We start from the raw sequence: 18,468 nt of genomic DNA, 5'->3' as shown, positions 1-18,468 counted from the left end.
CATGGAAGAGGTCAAGCATGAACTCGTGATCGTCCGCCGGCGCAGCGCTTTCGCTGAGGAGGCGCATCACGGCGGCGTATGGAAGATCGCCTATGCGGATTTCATGACCGCGATGATGGCGTTCTTCCTGGTCATGTGGCTGCTCAACGCGCTCAACCAGGATCAGAAGCAGGTCGTCGCGAGCTATTTCAATCCGATCCAGCTCGCGGAAAATGCCCCCGCGCCGAAGGGCCTGAAGAATCTCTCCAAGAAGGAGCCGACGTCGTTCGAAGGCCAGGACGGCAAGCGTCAGCCGGCCGGCTCGAACGAAGAGCGTCGCGGTGACTCGCCGACGGCCGAGAAGCCGGCCTCCTATGAAGAGAAGGTCCTGTTCCGTGATCCCTATGTGACGCTCGCCGAGATCGCCAATAGTGCGAACCAGTCCTCGGGGCAGCGACGCGCCGGCGCGCTGACCTCCGCCGAAGAGGATGGTCTCAAGGGCGGCGATGCCTACCGCGATCCCTTCGACCCCGGCTATTGGAAGCTGGCGCCGCAAGCGTCCAAGGATGCCGATCGGATCATCGAAAGCGAGCCCAAGCCGAATGCCTCCGCGCGCGACGGCGCGCCGGGCACGAATCAGGCCGAGCCGCAGGCCCGCCGCGCCAAGGCGGACGATGCCGGCGGAAGCCTGGCGCCGAACGCGGATGCGCCGTCCGCAAACCTGTCGCCGCTGCTGCCGCCGGGGCCGGCGCCGGCGCAATCCCCGCGCGAGGGCAGCGCCCAAGCGACCGTTCAGGCCAACGCCGCCGCGCAGGCGCATCCCAACGATACGACGAAGGAGTCCGATCCGCGCGATGCGGCGCAAACCCAGCAGCCGACCGTCAAGCAGCTTCAGGCCGCGATCGCGGACGCGCTGTCTGACATCAAGGCAGGCGCCGGGCCGGCGGCCGAGGTGCGTCAGGTCGAGGAGGGCCTCCTGATCAGCCTGACCGACGACGCGAGCTTCGGCATGTTCGCGGTCGGCTCGGCCGAGCCGCGGCCCGAGCTGATCCGTGTGATCGACAAGATCGGGCCGTTGCTGACGAAACGCCAGGGCATGATCATCGTCCGCGGCCATACCGACAATCGGCCGTATCGTTCGGAGACTTACGACAATTGGCGGCTGTCGACCGCCCGCGCCCAGATGGCCTATTACATGCTGGTTCGCTCCGGCGTCGACGCGTTGCGGATCGAGCATGTCGAAGGCTATGCCGACCGCCGGCCGAAGCTTCCGAACGATCCGTCGGCCGCGCAGAACCGCCGGATCGAGATCCTGATCCGTGAGAAGCGCCCTTGATCAGGCCGCTCCTCTGCGCCGCATTGCTGCTCCTGCCGTTCACGGCAGCGAGCGCGCTTGCTCAATCCGCGCGCCAGGCGGGCGAGCCCTATGAGCTCGTCCGCGCGTTGCAGGCGGTGCAGGACGGCATCGCCAGCGGTGACACCGCCGCGCATGGCAGCCACATCGCGTTGATCCGGCAGATCGGAGAGAAGTTTCTCGCCGCCGATCCGGGCGTGTGGAGCAACCCGCAGAACAGCCAGGCTGCGGTCATCTACCTGCTCAGCGGCGGCGCGCCTCAGATCGTCCGCAAGCTGCCGCGCGACAAGATGAACGTGGACGAGCGGCTGTTCAACGGCGCGCTCGCCTATGTCGAGGGTCGTCAGGAGGAAGCGCGGGAGCTGCTCAAGGACGTCAAGCCGCGGACGCTGTCCTCTGGCCTCGGCGGACAGGTCGCGCTGGTCCAGGGCGCGTTGTTCGCGCGTTCCGAGGCATCGCTGGCGATCGAGCGTCTGGACGACGCGCGCCTGCTCTTGCCCGGCACCTTGGTGGAGGAGGCGGCGTTGCGGCGCGAGATCCTGCTGGTGGGGCAGGCGGAGGAGTTCGACAAGTTCGAGTTCCTGACGCTGGCCTATATCCGCCATTACCGCAACTCGATCTATGCCGGCGATTTCTGGCAGCGCTTCTCCACGGGCCTGACGCAATCGAGTCTGGCGCTCGACGATCGCCGCTTCGCGCGGATCGCAGCGCTGCTCGAGCAGATCGACCGCGCGAGCCGCCTCAAGCTTTATCTCGTGATCGCGCGCGCGGCGATGGTGCGCGGACAGTTGACCGTGACGCGGCTTGCCGGCGAGCGGGCGCTGGCGCTCAGCGCCGACGCCTCCGCGGATCGCGAGCGGGCGCATTTCTTCCGCGGCACCGCGCGGGCGCTCACCGACGAATATGACGGCGGTCTCGCCGAGCTGAAGGCACTCGACCGGTCGAAGCTGCCCGAGCGCGACGTCCCCCTCTTGAATGCCACGGTGCAGCTCGCGCTCGATGTCCGCAAGCCGTTTCCGGGCGGATCCGCCGCCGCAGCCGACAAGCCTCCGGCCACGCCGGCGCGTCTCGATCTGGCGTCATCGACCGTGACGCTCGCGCGCGCGCAGAAGCAGCTCGGCGAACTCGAACTCCTTACCAGGGACCGCCGCCCATGACCAAGCTCAGTGGAACCTCCGGACAGCTCTTCTCGGGGCTCGCCGAAAGCCTCAACATCCGCGGGACGTCGCGTTCGGCAAAAAGCGCCGGGGCCAAATCGCAGGCTGGCTCGTCGTTCAACGATCTGCTCCACACCGTCTCGAGCCTCGCGAAGCAGGCACTGAACGATGAGGGCAGCGATACGACCGCGAAGGCCGGAACGCTGCGCACGCGTCTGCCCCACCCGGCGGGCAAGGACAAGTCGAAGGACGAGACGGACGATCGCACCGAGGCGACCGACGTGCTTAAGGCCGGCGACCAGACGACCGACAAATCCTCGGAAACGCAAAGTCCGGTCAGCCATGACCCGAAGCCGGATGTCTCGAACCGCCCGAACGCTCCCGCGATAGTCGGACAGGATATCGTTGCTGCATCGGCCGCAAAGCCGCAAATGCAGTCGCAGTCTGGCGACAAGAAAGACGTGCTCGCGCGCGACGAGCGCTCATCCGGGGCGAAGCGCGAGGTTCCGGCGACAGGTATGGCGAAGGCAATGGCGGCGGATTCCGCGCCATCCGCTGCCGTTCCGGCCGGCGCGCGTGCGCAAGGCGGCGCACCGCAAGCCGCGGCCGCACTGCCAGGCAGCGAGGCTTCCGCCAAAGCCATGCCCGCGACACCAGGTTTCGAGGCGGTCACGGCCAATGTCGAACGCGCTGCCAAGGCGTCAGCGCGTGACGTATTGCCGGAGACGACCAAGGTCACCGTGGTCCAGCAGGAGACCCATCTGCCTCCGGCGCAGTTCAACGCCCCGCAACAGGTCGCCAATGCGGTCGTTGCCGAGCTGAAGGACTCTTCTGGACCGGCGGCGTCCGCAGCGCCCGATCTCTCGGCATCCCAGACCAATGCGCCGGATCAGCCGCTGAAGATCCTGACCATCAATCTCGAGCCGCCCGCGCTCGGCAATGTCACCGTGCGCCTTCGTCTCGTCGGCACCGAAGTGTCCGTCCACCTCGCGGCCGCGCGCAAGGATACGAGCCAGATGCTGGACCAGCAGCGCGACCAGATCCGCGATCTCATGCAGTCGGCGGGCTATGTCGCCGACATCGCGCCCGTGCAGCACGGCTCGCTGGACGGATTTCAGAGCGGCTCCGGCCAGTCGCAGCCGCAGCTGTCGGGCCAGCAACAGCCCTCGTCGCAGTCGCAAGGCACGTTCGACGGCTCAGGGACGTCGTCGGGGCAGTCCGACGGTGGCGCGAAGCAGGCCCGCCAGGAGCGCCAGCCCAGCCAGGAGACGCGTCATGACCAGGACGTGGCGCCGCATCTTCGTCGCGGCCCTGTTTATCTGTAATGCGGGCGCCGCGGACGCGGCCACCGACGGCGCGCGCCCCTGCGAGCGCGAGATGGCGCGCGCGGCCCAGCAGCATGGAATTCCGCTCGGCATTCTCTATGCCGTCGGTCTCACCGAGACCGGGCGCCGCGGCGCGCTGCATCCTTATGCCCTCGGCGCCGACGGCCAGACCGTGTTCGCCAGGGACATGGATGATGCGATCGCAAATTTCCAGGCCATGCGCAGCAAGGGCATCAAGCTGATCGATCTCGGCTGCATGCAGATCAACCATTACTATCACGGCGACAAGTTCGCCTCGGTACGCGCCATGTTCGATCCCGCGAAGAACGTCGAATATGCCGCGCGCTTCCTGAAAGAGCTGAAACAGCGCGAGGGCAGCTGGACCATGGCGGTGGCCCGCTACAATGCCGGCCCCAACAACCAGCCGGCGCAGAAGCGCTATGTCTGTCACATCGTCGCTCACCTCGTGTCGAGCGGCTTCGGCGCCTGGACCGACAAGGCGCGCTCGTTCTGTCAGCCCAAGACGACATGACGACGTGAAGTTGTGCATGGTTCCGAACCATCAGCCCCGCGCAAGCAAGATCCCCCATTGTAACTGCAACCTACCAAAGGAGCCCACTTCATGAGCCTGTATGGTGTTATGCGCACCGGTGTTTCCGGCATGAGCGCGCAGTCCAACAAGCTGTCGACGGTTTCGGACAACATCGCGAACGTCAACACCACCGGTTACAAGCGGGCTTCGACCGAATTCTCCTCGCTGATCCTGAAGAGCGGCTCCGGCAATTACGACTCCGGCGCTGTCGAGACCACCGTCCGTTACGCCATCAGCGACGCCGGACATACGCAGTTCACGACGTCGTCCACGGACCTTGCCGTGCAGGGCAACGGCTTCTTCGTGGTCTCGAACGCCGCCAACACGCAGCAGTTCCTGACGCGCGCCGGTTCGTTCGTGCCGGACGCTCAGGGCAACCTCGTCAATGCGGCGGGCTACTACCTTCTGGGCCAGCCCGGCAAGGTCACGAATTTCTCGCAGAACAGCCTGTCCGGCATGCAGATCGTCAACATCGCCCAAGTCTCGCAGGTGCCGGTGCCGTCGACGGCGGGCACGCTCACGACCGGCAATATGGATCCGAAGGCGGCTGTCATTGCCGGTCCTCCCGGCCCGGCGTCATATTCATCGAAGAGCTCGATCGTGGCCTACAACAATATCGGCCAGGCCGTCACGCTCGACGTCTACATGTCCCATACGGCGACGGCCGCCGGCACGGACACTTGGCAGATTCAGGCCTACAACTCAGCGACAGGTGCGTCGGTTGGTGCCGCCACCACTTTCACCTTCGATACGACCGCAACCGGCAAAGGCGCGCTGGCCGCGGCGAGCCCAACGACTCTCGCGCTCACTGTCCCCGGCGGTGCAGCGATGACCCTCGACCTGTCGAACATGACGCAGGTGGGTACCGACTTCAGCTTCAAGGCGACCGTCAACGGCAGTGTTCCCGCGGCGATCGACAAGATCAATGTCGACGAGAAAGGATACGTTACGGCCGTACTCAAGAACGGGCAGCAGAGGACGCTCTACACCATCATGCTCGCCGACGTCGCAAGCCCCGACAATCTGACGCCTGAGCCGGGCAACGTCTATTCGACCAACATGAATTCCGGCAACGCGCAGGCCGGGAACGCCGGCACCGGCGGGCTCGGTACGGTCCAGTCCGGCGCGCTGGAGGACTCCAACGTCGATCTCGCGGACGAGCTCACCGGGATGATCGAGGCGCAGCGCGGCTTCACCGCGAACTCGAAATCGTTCCAGACGGGCGCCGACCTGCTCGACGTCGTCGTCAACTTGAAGCGCTGAACTCTTCAGCGCTCCCCCCGGGCAAGAGTAGATCATGTCCCTTACCGCTGCTCTCGACTCCGCTCGCGCCTCGCTCATGGCGTCGGGCATCCAGTCATCGACGATCTCGCGCAACATTGCCGGTGCCAGCGCCACCGGCTATTCGCGCAAGATCGCCGTGCTCGACAACCTGCCAAATACCGGCGTCTATGTCGCGGCGATCCAACGCGCCGCCAGTTCCGGTCTCTATTCGAACGTGCTGACCGCGACCTCGTCGTCGGCCAAGCAGAGCGTGATCTATGACGGGCTGCAGAAGATCGCGGCCTCGACGGTGGACGATCCCGAGCTCGAGCAGTCGCCGACCGCCCAGCTCAACAAGCTGAAGAAGGCGCTGCAGCAATACGCCAACTCCACCGACAATGCGACCTTGGCGCAGGCCGCCGTGACGTCCGCCAAGGACATGGTGACCGCGCTGAACCAGGCCACCAAGACCGTGCAGTCGGTCCGCGAAGGGGCGGACGCCGACATGGCGGCGTCGGTCGCCAACATCAACCAGCTGCTGTCCCAGTTCGAGACCGTCAACACCGCGATCGTGAAGGGCACGATCTCCGGCGACGACGTCACCGACTATCTCGACCAGCGCGACAGCATCGTCTCGAGGATGTCGCAAGAGGTCGGCGTCTCGATGTCGATCCGGCCCAATGGAGATGCGGCGCTCTATACCGACAGCGGCGTCGTTCTGTTCGACAAGATAGCGCGGACCGTGAGCTTCGCACCGACCAACGCCTACACCGCCGGCACCACGGGCAATGCCGTCTATATCGACGGTGTGCCCGTGACCGGCGCCAATTCCGTCATGCCGCTCAAGTCCGGCAAGCTCGCCGGCCTTGCCCAGCTGCGCGACAAGGACACGGTCACGTATCAGAGCCAGCTCGACGAAATCGCGCGCGGCCTGATCGACGCCTTCAAGGAAAGCGACCAGTCACCTGTCCCGACGCTGGCGGACAGGCCCGGTCTGTTCACCTATCCCGGCGCGCCCGCGATGCCTGCGAGCGCCACGATCTCGGTGGGCCTCGCGGGCAAGATCGCGGTTGCCGCCTCGGTCGATCCGGCCGTGGGCGGAAACCCGAACCTGCTCCGCGACGGCGCGATCAGCGGCGTTCCCGCCTATAATTACAACACGACCGGCAATGCCGGCTTCTCGACGCGGCTCCAGCAGCTCATCAACAACATGGGCGCCCCGCAGCCGTTCGACGCCGCGGCTCAGGGCAAGCCGAGCGGCAGCGTGATCGAGTTCGCGTCCTCCTCGGCGAGCTGGATCGAAAGCCAGCGCAAGACCGCCGACGACAACGTCCAGTATCAGAATACGTTGCTCGACCGCAGCACCGCGGCGCTGTCCAACGTCAGCGGCGTGAATATGGACGACGAGATGTCGTTGATGCTCCAGGTCGAGCGCACCTATTCGGCGTCGTCGAAGATCATTTCCACCGTCGATGAGATGCTGCAGAGCCTGCTGGCTGCCGTGGGGAATTAAGTCATGATGAGCGCGAACTACATCTCGACCCTGATGCTGTCTTCGTCGTTGAGGTCGTCGATCACGAACAACCAGAGCGCGCTGACCAAGGCCTCCAAGGAGGCGACCACCGGCCGTTTCGCCGATGTCGGCCTCGAGCTCGGCACGGGGACGGGCCGCGACGTGGCGCTGCGCGCCGATTTCGACTTCGCCGACCAGCTCGTCGACACCAACGAGCTGGTTGCGGGGCGCCTCGACGTGACCCAGAACCGGATCACGCAGCTCGGCAAGACCGCGTCGGAATTCCTCAAGAACCTGATCGCGGCCCGCGACGCCGAAAGCGGCGCGAAGATCATCATGCCGAGCGCGTCCGCGAACCTTCAGGACGTCATCGGCGCGCTCAACGTTTCCTACAACGGGTCGTATCTGTTCGGCGGAATAAATACGCAGACCGTGCCGATCACGAACTACACGGCCGGCTCGGCCAGCAAGAACCGGGTCGATACGGATTTCGCGGCGGCGCCGCCTGCGGGCTTCGGCTTCTCGCAATCTGCACCCGGCGTGAGCACGATCACACCGGCGCAGATGCAGAACTTCCTCAACGGTGCCTTTGACACCGAGTTCGCAAGCCCGGCCTGGAACGCCAACTGGTCGTCGGCCACGGACCAGACGCTGTCGAGCCGCATCTCCACGACCGAGGTGGTCGACAGCTCGGTCAGCGCCAATCAGCCCGGCTTCCGCAAGCTGGCCGAGGCCTACACCATGCTCACCGATCTCGGGAATACGAGCCTGAGCAAGGACACGTTCCAGGTCGTCGTCGACAAGGCCATCGGTCTGGTCAGCGGCGCGATCAACGATCTGGCCGTGCTCGGCGGTACCGTCGGCTCGATCCAGCAACGGGTCACCGGCGCGACCGAGAAGCTGAAGATCCAGAAGGACATCCTCAACGACCAGATCGTCAAGCTGGAGAAGGTCGATCCGACCGAGGCCTCGGTCCGCGTCAACACCCTGCAGACCCAGATCAAGACAGCGCTCGCGCTGACCTCGCAGCTGCAGCAGATCAGCCTCATCAACTATCTCTAGAGCCGAGGCTCGCTACCTCGTCTTGTTATCCGGTCTCCTGCGCAGAGTGATGCTGATGACGTTTGAAGCCTATGAATCGGTCGTCGACGAGAGCGGTCACGAGGCGCGGGGCCGCGAGCGGCAGGCGCTCAGCCTCGGCATCGACCGGCTCGAGCGGATTCAGAGAGGCGTGTTCCGCCTCGAGGATCTGGTCGAGAGCCTGCTCTATGTGCGGCGGCTGTGGACGATCTTCATCGAGGATCTCTCGCATCCGGAGAACGGGCTCCCGGACAAGCTGCGCGCCGACATCATCTCGATCGGCCTGTGGGTCGTCAAGGAGGCCGATCGCCTTCGCGAGGAGAAATCGAACGACGTGATGCAGCTCATCGAAATCAACCGCATGATCCGAGACGCTCTTTGATGAAGATCTCCTTGCGGGCGGGCGAACGGATCTACATCAACGGCGCGGTGCTGCGCGTGGACCGCAAGGTCTCCGTCGAGCTCGTCAACGACGTGATGTTCCTGCTGGAAGGGCAGGTCATGCAGGCCTCCGACGCCACCACGGCGTTGCGGCAGCTCTACTTCATCGTCCAGCTCATGCTGATGAACCCGACCGACATCCGCGACGCCGCGGCGCTCTATGCCCAGCATCACGCGGCCCTGCGCGCGGTATGCGAGAGCCGCGAGATGCTGGACGGATTGGGCGCGGTCGACGAGCTGGTCGAGGCGACCCGCTACTTCGAGGCGCTCAAGCGGATCCGGGCCCTGTTCCCGGTGGAGCAGGCTATCCTGGCCGGCACCATCACCGAGTCCCCATTCCAGGCTGCCTGACAGCGGAGAGGTACATGAACGTCAACAGCGCCACCGACAGCACGAGCAAGTCGTCCAGTTCGACCGGCTCCACCAATTCGACCTCGAGCAACAGCGTCGACTACAACACGTTTCTTCAGCTTCTCGTCGCCGAGATGAAGAACCAGGATCCGACCAATCCGATGGATACGTCGCAATATATGAGCCAGTTCGCGCAGCTCTCGACGGTCGAGCAGGCCATGCAGACCAATTCGAAGCTGGATGCGCTGCTGTCCTCGCAATCGTTGTCGCAGGCCAACGGCCTGATCGGCAAGACCGTCAGCTTCACGGACGCCACCGGCGCGAGCTTCAGCGGCAAGGTCGCCTCGGTCTCCATCAACGCCGACGGCTCCATCGCGACCCTCGAGAACGGCACCAAGGTCGCGGTCGGACCGGGACTTACGATCAGCCAGTCATGAACGAACGGGACGCTCTCGACATCGTCCAGGCGGCGATCTGGACCATCATCGTCGCCTCCGGGCCCGCGGTCGGCGCCGCGATGCTGGTCGGCACCATCATCGCGCTGATCCAGGCCCTGACCCAGATCCAGGAGGTGACGCTGACCTTCGTTCCGAAGATCATCGTCATCCTCCTGGTCGTTGCCGTCTCCGGCTCGTTCATCGGCGCGCACCTCTCCACTTTCACCGAGATGGTCTATTCGCGGATCGAGCGCGGCTTCTGATCCGCGCCGGCCTCGGCCACCATCCCCGCGTAAGCTTTGCGGGGCAGATTAGGGGTGGACCCCCTGCCGGTGACCCATGGCCGATACGTTAGTTGCTAGCCTGCCGACCCCACGACGATTGGGGGCCGACGCCTTTTTCGCCGGCGGTATCGTGGCCATGCTCACGATCCTGTTCCTGCCGATCCCGCCGATCCTGATCGATCTCGGACTTGCGTTCTCGATCGCGCTGTCGGCGCTGATCCTGATGGTCGCGCTGTGGATCCAGCGACCGCTCGACTTCTCGGCCTTCCCGACCGTGCTGCTGATCGCGACGATCCTGCGGCTGGCGCTGAACGTCGCGACCACCCGCCTGATCCTGTCGCGCGGCGGGGAGGGCGAGCAGGCCGCCGGCCACGTCGTCGCCGGCTTCTCCAAGTTCGTCATGGGCGGCGACTTCGTCATCGGCCTGATCATCTTCGCCATCCTGGTCACGGTGAATTTCGTCGTGATCACCAAGGGCGCGACGCGTATCGCCGAAGTCGGCGCCCGCTTCACCCTCGACGCCATCCCCGGCAAGCAGATGGCGATCGACGCCGATCTGTCGGCGGGCCTGATCGACGACAAGGAAGCCCAGCGCCGGCGCCGCGAGCTCGAAGAGGAAAGCGCGTTCTTCGGCGCCATGGACGGTGCCTCGAAGTTCGTTCGGGGCGACGCCATCGCCGGCCTGATCATCACCGCGATCAACATTTTCGGCGGCATCATCATCGGCGTCACCCATCACGGGCTGACGCTGTCGCGCGCCGCCGACGTCTACACGAAGCTCTCCGTCGGCGACGGTCTGGTGTCGCAGATGCCGGCGCTCATCGTGTCGCTGTCAGCGGGCCTGCTGGTCTCCAAGGGCGGCACCAGGGGATCGGCCGAGCAGGCCGTGCTGCGGCAGCTCAGCGGTTATCCGCGCGCGGTGTCGGCCGCCGCGCTGATGATGTTCGTGCTCGCCTTGATGCCGGGGCTGCCGCTCGCGCCCTTCATGCTGCTCGGCGGCGTCATGGCCTTCGTCGGCTACACCTTGCCGAGGCGGCAGGCGGCGCGGGAGCGGAAGGAAGATGTGCGCAAGGCCGACGAGCGCGCCCAGGCCGAGGCCAAGGAATCCGTCAAGGACCAGCTCAAGACGGCCGAGATCGAGCTTGCGCTCGGTGGCCATCTTTCGGTCCATCTCCTGGGCTCGCGCACCGAGCTGGCCCACCGCGTGGCCAAGATCCGCAAGAAGTTCGCCAAGCAGTACGGCTTCGTCATTCCCGAGATCAAGCTCAGCGACAATCTGTCGATCGACCCCAAGGGGTACCAGATCCGGATCCACGACACCCGCGTCGCCCATGGCGAGCTCAGGCTCGGCGAGGTGCTGGTGCTGGTCGACAAGGACGGCAAGCCCGACGTGCCCGGCGAAGAGGTGATCGAGCCCGCCTTCGGCATGAAGGCGCTGTGGGTGACGGAGGCCTTCACCGATGAAGTCAAGCGGCAGGGCTGCAAGCCGGTCGACAATCTGTCGGTGCTGCTCACGCATCTGAGCGAGGTGCTCAGGGCGAACCTCGCCCAGCTGCTGTCGTACAAGGACATGCGCGCGCTGCTCGACCGGCTCGATCCCGAGTACAAGCGCCTGGTCGAGGATCTCTGCCCGTCGCAGATCTCCTTTTCCGGCCTGCTGGCGATCCTGAAGATCCTGCTGGCCGAGCGCGTCTCCATTCGCAATCTCCACCTCATCCTCGAGGCGATCGCCGAGATCGCACCTCACGTGCGGCGCTCCGAGCAGGTCGCAGAACACGTCCGGACCCGGCTAGCCCAGCAGATCTGCGGCGACCTCTCCGACAACGGCGTGCTCAACGTCGTCAGGCTCGGCAACCGCTGGGACCTCGCGTTCCACCAGAGCCTGAAGCGCGACGCCAAGGGCGACGTCGTCGAGTTCGACGCCGATCCGCGCCTGATCGAGCAGTTCGCGACCGAAGCCAGCGCCGCGATCCGCAAGTTCACCGAGAACGGCACCAGCGTGGTGCTGGCGGTGACGCCGGAAGCCCGTCCCTATGTGCGGATGATCCTGGAGCGGGTGTTCCCGACCTTGCCGATCCTGTCGCATGTCGAAGTCGCGCGCAGCGCCGAGATCAGGGCGCTCGGAGCCGTGTCGTGATCAGCGGCCTTGCCGACAGCGTGCTGGTGACGTTCATCGTGTTCTGCCGCATCGGCGCCTGCCTGATGCTGGTGCCCGGCTTTTCCAGCGTCAACGTTCCGGCCCAGGTCCGCCTGTTCGTCGCGCTCGTCACGACGTTCGCGCTGACGCCGATCCTGATCGCGGTGCTGAAACCGCTCACGGACAACGCCGCGCCGCTGACGCTGGCGCTCCTGATCTGCTCCGAGCTCGTGGTCGGCAGCGTCATCGGGCTCGGCGGGCGGGTGTTCTTTCTCGCGCTGCAGACCATGGCGACCGTGATGGCGAGCGCGATCGGGCTCAGCAACATCCCGGGGACGCCGGTCGCCGACAGCGATCCGGCACCGGCGCTGGTGCCGCTGATCATGGTGTCGGTCACCACGCTGTTCTTCATGACCGACCAGCATTGGCAGGTCCTGCGCGGGCTGATGAACTCCTACGACGTCTGGCGTCCCGGGAGCCGGCTCGGCGGCGGCATGGCGCTCGACCTGCTCGTCGGCCGTCTGTCGGAGGCGTTCGTGCTGACGCTGCGGATCGCCAGCCCGTTCATCGTCTATTCGGTGATCGTCAACCTGGCGGTCAGCCTGATCAACAAGCTGACGCCGGCGATTCCGGTCTATTTCATCTCCGTGCCCTTCGTGCTGTTCGGCGGCTTCATGTTGCTCTACCTCACGAGCGACGAGTTGCTGACGCAATTCATGCTCGGCCTCTCGTCCTGGCTGGCGGAGTGATGCTGTGACGACGTCGCGCGCGGACAAGCTCGGCCGGATGGTTTCGCTGGTGAAGCTCCAGCTCCGGCTGTCCGAATGGCAGCTCGCGCAGCTGCGGCAGCAGGAGAGAAGTCTGCAGGACGAGCAGGAATGGCTGGTGGGAGCCCTGAACGATGGCAAGCCGCCGGCGGGATCGTCGAGCGAGTCGATCGCGCGGCGCTTGAACAGGACGAGCGTCGGTGCGCGCGCGATCCGGACGCAGGCCGCGCAGCAGCTCGACCAGGTTCGCGCCGAGAGCCGCCGCGTCAAGCAGCTCGAGCAGGTCGCGAAGGCGGCGCTGGCCGACAAGCTCCGTGACGCCGAGAAGCAGATCCTCGAAGAGATGACGGGAATAAGCCCAGCCGTGCGCGCGTGGACGCCACCGCCAGCCAACCGGAACAAGCCATGATCGTGACCGCGACACCCGACCTCGTTCTCGACGTCCTCGATGCCGCCGACCCCGTGACGCAGCGCGCGGCGACCGCAAAACTCGACGCGTTAAAATCATCCGGCGCCGATTTCGCCGCCACGATGGACGCGGAGGCCGGCAAGGCGGCGGCAGCTGCCGAGCAGCCCGCGACGAAGGTTGCCGAGGCGCAGTCGGATGCGGTGAACGGGGCGCCGGTGCGGATGATCAAGGCGCCGGCGTCCGGCGAGGTGTACCGGAAGTTCGAAGCTTTCATCCTCCAGACCTTCGTCGAGACGATGTTGCCGAAGGAATCCGAGCAGGTCTTTGGCAAGGGCACGGCTGGCGGCGTCTGGAAGTCGATGCTGGCGGAGCAGCTTGGCAGCCAGCTGGCAAAGGGCAACGGCATTGGCATCGCCAAGCAGCTGGCCGCCGCGAATCCGGCGGGGCCGAACGGTGCTGGCAAGGCCGGATGATGATCCGCGAACGGGTGACAGAAGTTGAAGGGTGAATTTCCTATGCAGGCACAAGACAGCGCGGCGGCCATGGTGATCGAGCAGCCGGTCGCGAACACCGGGGTGATGACGACGGAGGCGGCAGAAGCCGATGCGCTGCTGCCCGTGCTGCTGCCGGTCGTGAGCGGCGAGGCCGTGGTCGACGGCGCGGATGCGGCGAGATCGGATGAGGTGCGCGGCCTGCTGGCAGCAATCCGCCGGCTCGAGAGCATCGTCGAGGAGGAGACGGTCGCGCTCGCGACGCGTCAGAAGATCGATTTCGACGACTTCAGCGCCCGGAAGAGCCGGAGCATGCTCGAATTCGTCCGCCTGATGCGGGCGCGGATGCATCTCGGCGGCGACGTCGAGGTCACCGAGGAAATTCAGCGGCTGCGCGAGAAGCTCGAGCGGAATCGCTCGATCCTCGAAATGCACTACGACGCGGTGCGCGAGGTCGCGAGCATCATCGTCAAGGCGATCAAGGAAGCCGAGTCGGACGGCACCTATACCGGTCGCGCAGCGCAGGACGGAAAATGATCAGACTGGTGCTGGCCGGGCTCTGGGTATGCATCCTCACCGCGGGCACGAGCTACGGCGTGGCCTATTGGAAGGAAAACGGCAGCCTGCTGCCGGCGAAGGACGAATATCTCGACGGGCTGCAATACCAGAAGACGCGGGCCCTGAGCGTGCCCATGGTCGAGAACGGCATTGTGCAGGGCTATATCGTTGCGCGCTTCGTCTACACCGTGGAGGGGCGGACCATGCACCAGCTCAACGTTCCGCCGGAGCCGTTCGTCGTCGACGAGGCCTTCCGCAGGATCTATGCTGATGAGCGTCTCGATTTCAGGAAGCTCGCCCGCTACGACCTCTCCATCCTGACGACCGCCATCAAGCAGCGCGTCAACGAGCGGATGCAGGCTGACGTCGTCCAGGACGTTCTGGTCGAGGACTTCAACTACGTGTCCAAGGAAGAATTCCAGCAGAAGCCGTAGAGCGTTTCGAGGCCGGAGAATCCGTCCTCACGCCTCTGCCGCCGAAAATGCAACGGCCTCCGCGAAGCTGCTTCGCGGAGGCCGTTGTCTGTTCGTGGCAGGCTCTCGCCGTGTCAGTTTCCGGCCGGGTAGGCGGCCGGGACGGCGTGCGCCCTGTTCAGGATGATGCCGACCTCGTCGAGCTCCTGCATCGGCACGTCGAGGGTCTCGCCGGCCGGGATGTCGAGGCGGTATCCGACGTAACGCCGGGCCACGATCGCGTCGAAGCCGAGGCGGTCGCGGAGCTTCTTGCGCAGCTTGCTGACGTGACTCTCGATCACGCTCTCGTCGAAGGTGGACTCGAAGATGCCGTAGACCGCGTTGAAGATCTGCGTCTTGGTGATCCACTTGCCGTGATTGCTGACCATATATTCGAGAATGCGCAGTTCGCGGCGGGGCAGGGTGAGGGCGTGGCCCGCGATCTCGGGGTCACGGCCGTTGAAGAAGACCTGGATCCTGCTCTCGCAGGGCCTCGGCAGCTCGCCCACCCGGCGGCGCGCGATCGCGGCCGTTCGGGCCAGGATCTCGCGCAGGTGGATCGGCACGTGCACGACGTCGTCGACACCCGATTCGAACAGCTCCAGCGTGTTCTTGAGCATCTTCTGGCCGCTCATGGCGATGATGGGAGCCGAGGAACGCTTGCGCATCGCCCGCGGCAGGCTTCCGCGGGCATCGCAATCCCCGAGGAGGAAGGCGTCCACCGCTGCCAGATCCGGTTCGCTCGCGGATTGCAGCCAGTCCCAGAATTCTCCGGAGGAGAAGCCGATCGACGATACGCCTTCGCGAACGAGTCCTCCGACATAGCTGTTCGCGACGCTCTCGCGATCATCAACGATAATATACATCAGTCTTTCGCCCCTGTTTCGCACCTCTTGCGGCCGGTTGGTTATTGTGATGCCCCGGCTCGGCAACGATGCTGTTTGACGACATTCCTTCCCGCGAACCGTTGTTATGGTTTCGATATTCGCGGGCAGCCCTACGCATTCAGTGCCTGCGTCTCGCAGGCCTGGTACTTCAACTCGATACTGAACGCTTACTGCGTGAGGCCCGGCGGGTGTCTTACGGATCACCTCGCGGAGCGGATTGAGAAACGACCTAGAACAGTTGCGCCAAGTTGCTGATCGCGTCCGAACGCTACTGAATCTGTGTCGATCTCCTCGCCAACTGGCGAGAATCACTTGAGTAGGACCGTAACAATTGCCGATTTCCGATCAAGCGTGCGTAACAAAGCGATTGCTACGTGTGCTTGATGCTGTTGGTTTGTTTCGGGTTGTTTCTTGATATATTCAAACGCATCAGTTGCTTCGGAAACTAAACTAGTTCTGCATCGTGATGGGTCTAAGGTTCCGCATCCCCGTACAATCACAGCCATTTTAGGGGGTGCTGCCGATCAGGCATATCGAGGGGTTTTCAACCCGGGATTGCCTCTGGTGCGCGGTTTTCCACATGCGACAATTCGACTCACGTGTGGCAGCGAGACTCCAGCTTGGCGAAATCTTGGCGAGTGTGTGTCTTTCGAGTCGCACTCTTGCCACGTGCATGACGCGATTGACTCATGTGACGTCGCATCGCGCGCGATGAAAGATTTTCGATGCGCACGTTTCAGGCAAGCTTCGGCACATAACGTCACCGTTCGACAGATCGAACCGAACGGAGCATTTTCACATGTTGTCCGATGGACAAGCTCGTCCCGACGCGACCGCTGATGTTTCCGCAACGACGAAGCCGGCTGCCGAGCCGCGCGATATCAAGGAGAATGCGGCGCGCATGGCCAAGCCCGCTGCGGGCGCAAAGCGTGTGTCGGCCGCGGCGAGCGACGAAGTTCTGGCGAAGGAGGCACTCGAGGGGCTGAAGCGTATTCGGGCCAAGGCGCGTCTCGACAAGATGGCGATCCCCAAGCCTGCGCCGACCGTGATCAAGCCGGCCGTGATCGTCGCCAAGCCCCCGCCGCCCCGTCCGACATGGGTTGCGCCGCTCGCAACATTGGCGGTCGCCGCCATGCTGGTGGTCTGCGCCTGCACCGGCGTGATCGCCTATCTCACCACGCAGCCCGCCCAGAACAACGTTGCGGCCAATACGGAGATCAGGAATCTGCGCGAGACCGTCGCGCATCTGCGCAAGCAGGTATCGGGCGTGTCGGAAAATCTCGACGGCCTGCGGACCGCTGTGGATCAATCGAGCAAGGCGACCAATGACCGCTTCGGCAGGTTCGCCGAGAATTTGGACCGTATCGAGCGGGTCAGCTCGTCCTCGACGGTGAAGCTCGACAAGCTCGCTCAAGCGCAGGTTCAGGCGCCGGCTCCGGCGCCGGCCATGGTGCAATCGCAGCCCTCGTCACAGCAGGGGCCGATGATGGCCGCGGTTGCCGCGCCTGAGTTCACGGGCTCGGTGTCTCCGTCCGAGCGCGCGCCGGCGCCGCGAAAGGTGATCAAGGGCTGGTCGGTCCGCCAGGCCTACGAAGGCATTGCGATCCTGCAGGGTCCGAACGGCGTCATCGAAGCCGTGCTGGGACAGCAGGTGCCCGGCCTTGGCCGGATCGAGGAAATCAGGAGCGAGAACGGACGCCTGGTGGTGGAGGCGAGCGGCGGTGTCATCTATTCGCCACGCAAGGCAACGCCCTGATCGAGGCTGCACTCTATTGGCGGTGATGCTCGAAGCTGGTGCAGAGCAGATCGACCTCCGCCTCTGCGATCGGCGAGCGAAACAGGCGGCAGCTGAACTCGGCCGCTGCCTTGCTGTCGGTGCTGGTGCGCTCCTCCCGGAGGAAGATGCATCGCTTGCAGACGTCGGTGTGGTGCCGCTGCTCGGCCGCGTCCGACTGATCCAGCACGTGCCGGAACGTGTCGCGGAAGCGGATCTTGACCTCGTCGTCGAGGACGGCAATCGCCTCGACCAGAACGCTGACGGGGTCGCGCACCAGGAACTTCTTGCCCTGCTGCGTCACGCTCAGCATCACCGAGCGCTTGTCGGTGGCCGAGCGTTTTCGCTCGATATAACCCAGCCGCTCGAGCTCCCCGATGATGAACGAGGCGGTGCCGCGCGTGGTGCCGACGTAACTCGCGAGCGCCGAAGGCGTCCGCGAAAAGCGGTTGGCGCGGGAGAGGAAGCGCAGCGCCATCCACTCGCGGTCGCGCAAGCCGTGCTTGGTGCCTTCGAACCACAGGATTCGTGCGACCTGCTCCAACAGTTCAATCGATTCGCGAGCCAAATTCATTTCAGTTCCAGATCGGATAAAGCTTTATTCAATTGAGCCTTGGGGTGCGCAATCTGTGTGGACGAGGAATGGAGTCCTCGCGTGCCCTTTCGCCCGTTGCCGGACGGCGGACCGCGCGTGGGGAAGAGCTCTCCGTGGCAGAGATGGAACTTCCGGACGTGGAACTAGGGCGTCACAAAGAAAGTTCGAGTAAATCGCACGGCTCAAGTCCTCTGAAAATTTCAATCAAATGACGACGGCTCGCGCGCGATTGACGGCGATGTGCGATGTGCGAGCAACATGATGTGCCATTGTAGCCACTGCGGTGCCCATTTGTTGCGGGTGAGCGGGTCGAATGCGCGCACATCCGCATCACCTGCAGCACTTGGCGGTATGGCCAGCCGAGGGAGAACCATCTTTTTCGGTTAATGGATGTTGCGATGCGGTGCGGCTAGACGGTTAAGTCCGGCACACGAGCGATGGGAATGTCAGAGTGTCGTTGGGACTCGAAACAGCCAGCGCCGTTCAACGTCGTGCAGCATTGGAGGCCACGGCGATCTCCTGCTTGCGGCGGTCGTCGGACTTGTTGCTATGAGTCTGATGCCCGAGACTGCGCCTGTGAAGAAACGGCAGGTCTGGCGCTGAGAGCGCGCGTGCTCGCAGG

The 18,468-nt window shown here is 64.6% G+C and carries 20 protein-coding genes; 18 read left to right on the top strand and 2 right to left on the bottom strand.

Annotated elements, in window-relative coordinates; genetic code table 11:
* Position 1: 1 nt before the first annotated feature.
* The 17 genes from AABA86_RS00865 (at position 2) to AABA86_RS00785 (ending at position 14,572) form a co-directional block, all read left to right on the top strand.
* Positions 2 to 1,315, top strand: a complete 1,314-nt coding sequence (locus tag AABA86_RS00865; protein WP_338305435.1) for a MotB family protein — start codon at positions 2 to 4, stop codon at positions 1,313 to 1,315.
* Positions 1,312 to 2,490, top strand: coding sequence for a chemotaxis protein (locus tag AABA86_RS00860; RefSeq protein WP_338305434.1), 1,179 nt, complete (start codon positions 1,312 to 1,314; stop codon positions 2,488 to 2,490). The genes AABA86_RS00865 and AABA86_RS00860 overlap by 4 nt, the downstream gene beginning before the upstream one ends.
* Positions 2,487 to 3,815, top strand: a complete 1,329-nt coding sequence (fliK, locus tag AABA86_RS00855) for a flagellar hook-length control protein FliK (RefSeq protein WP_338305433.1) — start codon at positions 2,487 to 2,489, stop codon at positions 3,813 to 3,815. The genes AABA86_RS00860 and fliK overlap by 4 nt, the downstream gene beginning before the upstream one ends.
* A complete protein-coding gene (locus AABA86_RS00850; protein WP_212248913.1) occupies positions 3,766 to 4,347 on the top strand; it encodes a transglycosylase SLT domain-containing protein in 582 nt (193 codons plus the stop codon). Before fliK ends, AABA86_RS00850 begins: the two co-directional genes overlap by 50 nt.
* Before the next feature lie 90 nt (positions 4,348 to 4,437).
* Positions 4,438 to 5,670, top strand: a complete 1,233-nt coding sequence (locus AABA86_RS00845; protein WP_338305432.1) for a flagellar hook protein FlgE — start codon at positions 4,438 to 4,440, stop codon at positions 5,668 to 5,670.
* Positions 5,671 to 5,704: 34 nt separating this feature from the next.
* On the top strand, positions 5,705 to 7,183 hold the full coding sequence (gene flgK / locus AABA86_RS00840; RefSeq protein ID WP_338305431.1) for a flagellar hook-associated protein FlgK: 1,479 nt from the start codon (positions 5,705 to 5,707) through the stop codon (positions 7,181 to 7,183).
* Positions 7,184 to 7,186: 3 nt separating this feature from the next.
* Positions 7,187 to 8,245 (top strand): flagellar hook-associated family protein, encoded by a 1,059-nt coding sequence (locus tag AABA86_RS00835; RefSeq protein ID WP_338305430.1) that lies wholly within the window; start codon positions 7,187 to 7,189, stop codon positions 8,243 to 8,245.
* A 55-nt stretch (positions 8,246 to 8,300) separates the two neighbouring features.
* Positions 8,301 to 8,645, top strand: coding sequence for a flagellar biosynthesis regulator FlaF (gene flaF / locus AABA86_RS00830; RefSeq protein ID WP_212248917.1), 345 nt, complete (start codon positions 8,301 to 8,303; stop codon positions 8,643 to 8,645).
* Complete coding sequence (gene flbT / locus AABA86_RS00825; protein ID WP_212248918.1) at positions 8,645 to 9,055, top strand: flagellar biosynthesis repressor FlbT; 411 nt, start codon at positions 8,645 to 8,647, stop codon at positions 9,053 to 9,055. Before flaF ends, flbT begins: the two co-directional genes overlap by 1 nt.
* A 14-nt stretch (positions 9,056 to 9,069) precedes the next feature.
* Positions 9,070 to 9,492, top strand: coding sequence for a flagellar hook assembly protein FlgD (flgD, locus tag AABA86_RS00820; RefSeq protein ID WP_212248919.1), 423 nt, complete (start codon positions 9,070 to 9,072; stop codon positions 9,490 to 9,492).
* A complete protein-coding gene (gene fliQ / locus AABA86_RS00815; protein ID WP_018318462.1) occupies positions 9,489 to 9,755 on the top strand; it encodes a flagellar biosynthesis protein FliQ in 267 nt (88 codons plus the stop codon). The genes flgD and fliQ overlap by 4 nt, the downstream gene beginning before the upstream one ends.
* Positions 9,756 to 9,831: 76 nt before the next feature.
* Entirely contained in the window at positions 9,832 to 11,913 is a 2,082-nt protein-coding gene (gene flhA / locus AABA86_RS00810) for a flagellar biosynthesis protein FlhA (RefSeq protein WP_338305429.1), read from the top strand.
* Positions 11,910 to 12,662: a flagellar biosynthesis protein FliR gene (gene fliR, locus AABA86_RS00805; protein WP_212248921.1), complete on the top strand. Its 753-nt coding sequence runs from the start codon at positions 11,910 to 11,912 to the stop codon at positions 12,660 to 12,662. The genes flhA and fliR overlap by 4 nt, the downstream gene beginning before the upstream one ends.
* Positions 12,663 to 12,699: 37 nt before the next feature.
* Positions 12,700 to 13,089 (top strand): hypothetical protein, encoded by a 390-nt coding sequence (locus AABA86_RS00800; RefSeq protein ID WP_338306130.1) that lies wholly within the window; start codon positions 12,700 to 12,702, stop codon positions 13,087 to 13,089.
* On the top strand, positions 13,086 to 13,562 hold the full coding sequence (locus tag AABA86_RS00795; RefSeq protein ID WP_338305428.1) for a rod-binding protein: 477 nt from the start codon (positions 13,086 to 13,088) through the stop codon (positions 13,560 to 13,562). The genes AABA86_RS00800 and AABA86_RS00795 overlap by 4 nt, the downstream gene beginning before the upstream one ends.
* A 42-nt stretch (positions 13,563 to 13,604) precedes the next feature.
* Positions 13,605 to 14,117 (top strand): flagellar biosynthesis protein FlgN, encoded by a 513-nt coding sequence (locus AABA86_RS00790; protein ID WP_212248923.1) that lies wholly within the window; start codon positions 13,605 to 13,607, stop codon positions 14,115 to 14,117.
* Positions 14,114 to 14,572 carry a hypothetical protein gene (locus AABA86_RS00785; protein WP_212248924.1) on the top strand — a complete coding sequence of 153 codons (459 nt, stop codon included), beginning with the start codon at positions 14,114 to 14,116 and terminating at the stop codon, positions 14,570 to 14,572. The genes AABA86_RS00790 and AABA86_RS00785 overlap by 4 nt, the downstream gene beginning before the upstream one ends.
* A gap of 113 nt (positions 14,573 to 14,685) precedes the next feature.
* Here the strand turns inward: AABA86_RS00785 and AABA86_RS00780 are convergent, their stop codons facing one another.
* Positions 14,686 to 15,456, bottom strand: coding sequence for a response regulator transcription factor (locus AABA86_RS00780; protein ID WP_212248925.1), 771 nt, complete (start codon positions 15,454 to 15,456; stop codon positions 14,686 to 14,688).
* An 820-nt stretch (positions 15,457 to 16,276) separates the two neighbouring features.
* Between AABA86_RS00780 and AABA86_RS00775 the strand changes: the two genes are divergently transcribed.
* Positions 16,277 to 17,233 carry a hypothetical protein gene (locus AABA86_RS00775; RefSeq protein WP_338305427.1) on the top strand — a complete coding sequence of 319 codons (957 nt, stop codon included), beginning with the start codon at positions 16,277 to 16,279 and terminating at the stop codon, positions 17,231 to 17,233.
* A gap of 13 nt (positions 17,234 to 17,246) precedes the next feature.
* On the opposite strand, the gene AABA86_RS00770 is transcribed toward AABA86_RS00775, so the two are convergent.
* Entirely contained in the window at positions 17,247 to 17,825 is a 579-nt protein-coding gene (locus AABA86_RS00770) for a MarR family winged helix-turn-helix transcriptional regulator (protein ID WP_338305426.1), read from the bottom strand.
* Between the last annotated feature and the right edge of the window lie 643 nt (positions 17,826 to 18,468).

The organism is Bradyrhizobium sp. TM233, from assembly GCF_036247965.1.
In the GTDB taxonomy this organism is placed as follows: Bacteria; Pseudomonadota; Alphaproteobacteria; order Rhizobiales; family Xanthobacteraceae; genus Bradyrhizobium; species Bradyrhizobium ottawaense.
Note: the sequence above shows the minus strand (reverse complement) of the source record. Positions and strands in the feature narration are given on the sequence as shown.

Coding starts and splice junctions, on each gene's coding strand:
- AABA86_RS00780 (WP_212248925.1), bottom strand. CDS start 15,456: ATGTATATTATCGTTGATGATCGCGAGAGCGTCGCGAACAGCTATGTC.
- AABA86_RS00800 (WP_338306130.1), top strand. CDS start 12,700: ATGGTTTCGCTGGTGAAGCTCCAGCTCCGGCTGTCCGAATGGCAGCTC.
- AABA86_RS00845 (WP_338305432.1), top strand. CDS start 4,438: ATGAGCCTGTATGGTGTTATGCGCACCGGTGTTTCCGGCATGAGCGCG.
- AABA86_RS00835 (WP_338305430.1), top strand. CDS start 7,187: ATGATGAGCGCGAACTACATCTCGACCCTGATGCTGTCTTCGTCGTTG.
- AABA86_RS00770 (WP_338305426.1), bottom strand. CDS start 17,825: ATGAATTTGGCTCGCGAATCGATTGAACTGTTGGAGCAGGTCGCACGA.
- AABA86_RS00775 (WP_338305427.1), top strand. CDS start 16,277: ATGTTGTCCGATGGACAAGCTCGTCCCGACGCGACCGCTGATGTTTCC.
- fliQ (WP_018318462.1), top strand. CDS start 9,489: ATGAACGAACGGGACGCTCTCGACATCGTCCAGGCGGCGATCTGGACC.
- flgK (WP_338305431.1), top strand. CDS start 5,705: ATGTCCCTTACCGCTGCTCTCGACTCCGCTCGCGCCTCGCTCATGGCG.
- flgD (WP_212248919.1), top strand. CDS start 9,070: ATGAACGTCAACAGCGCCACCGACAGCACGAGCAAGTCGTCCAGTTCG.
- AABA86_RS00865 (WP_338305435.1), top strand. CDS start 2: ATGGAAGAGGTCAAGCATGAACTCGTGATCGTCCGCCGGCGCAGCGCT.
- AABA86_RS00795 (WP_338305428.1), top strand. CDS start 13,086: ATGATCGTGACCGCGACACCCGACCTCGTTCTCGACGTCCTCGATGCC.
- flhA (WP_338305429.1), top strand. CDS start 9,832: ATGGCCGATACGTTAGTTGCTAGCCTGCCGACCCCACGACGATTGGGG.
- AABA86_RS00790 (WP_212248923.1), top strand. CDS start 13,605: ATGCAGGCACAAGACAGCGCGGCGGCCATGGTGATCGAGCAGCCGGTC.
- fliK (WP_338305433.1), top strand. CDS start 2,487: ATGACCAAGCTCAGTGGAACCTCCGGACAGCTCTTCTCGGGGCTCGCC.
- flbT (WP_212248918.1), top strand. CDS start 8,645: ATGAAGATCTCCTTGCGGGCGGGCGAACGGATCTACATCAACGGCGCG.
- flaF (WP_212248917.1), top strand. CDS start 8,301: ATGACGTTTGAAGCCTATGAATCGGTCGTCGACGAGAGCGGTCACGAG.
- AABA86_RS00785 (WP_212248924.1), top strand. CDS start 14,114: ATGATCAGACTGGTGCTGGCCGGGCTCTGGGTATGCATCCTCACCGCG.
- AABA86_RS00850 (WP_212248913.1), top strand. CDS start 3,766: ATGACCAGGACGTGGCGCCGCATCTTCGTCGCGGCCCTGTTTATCTGT.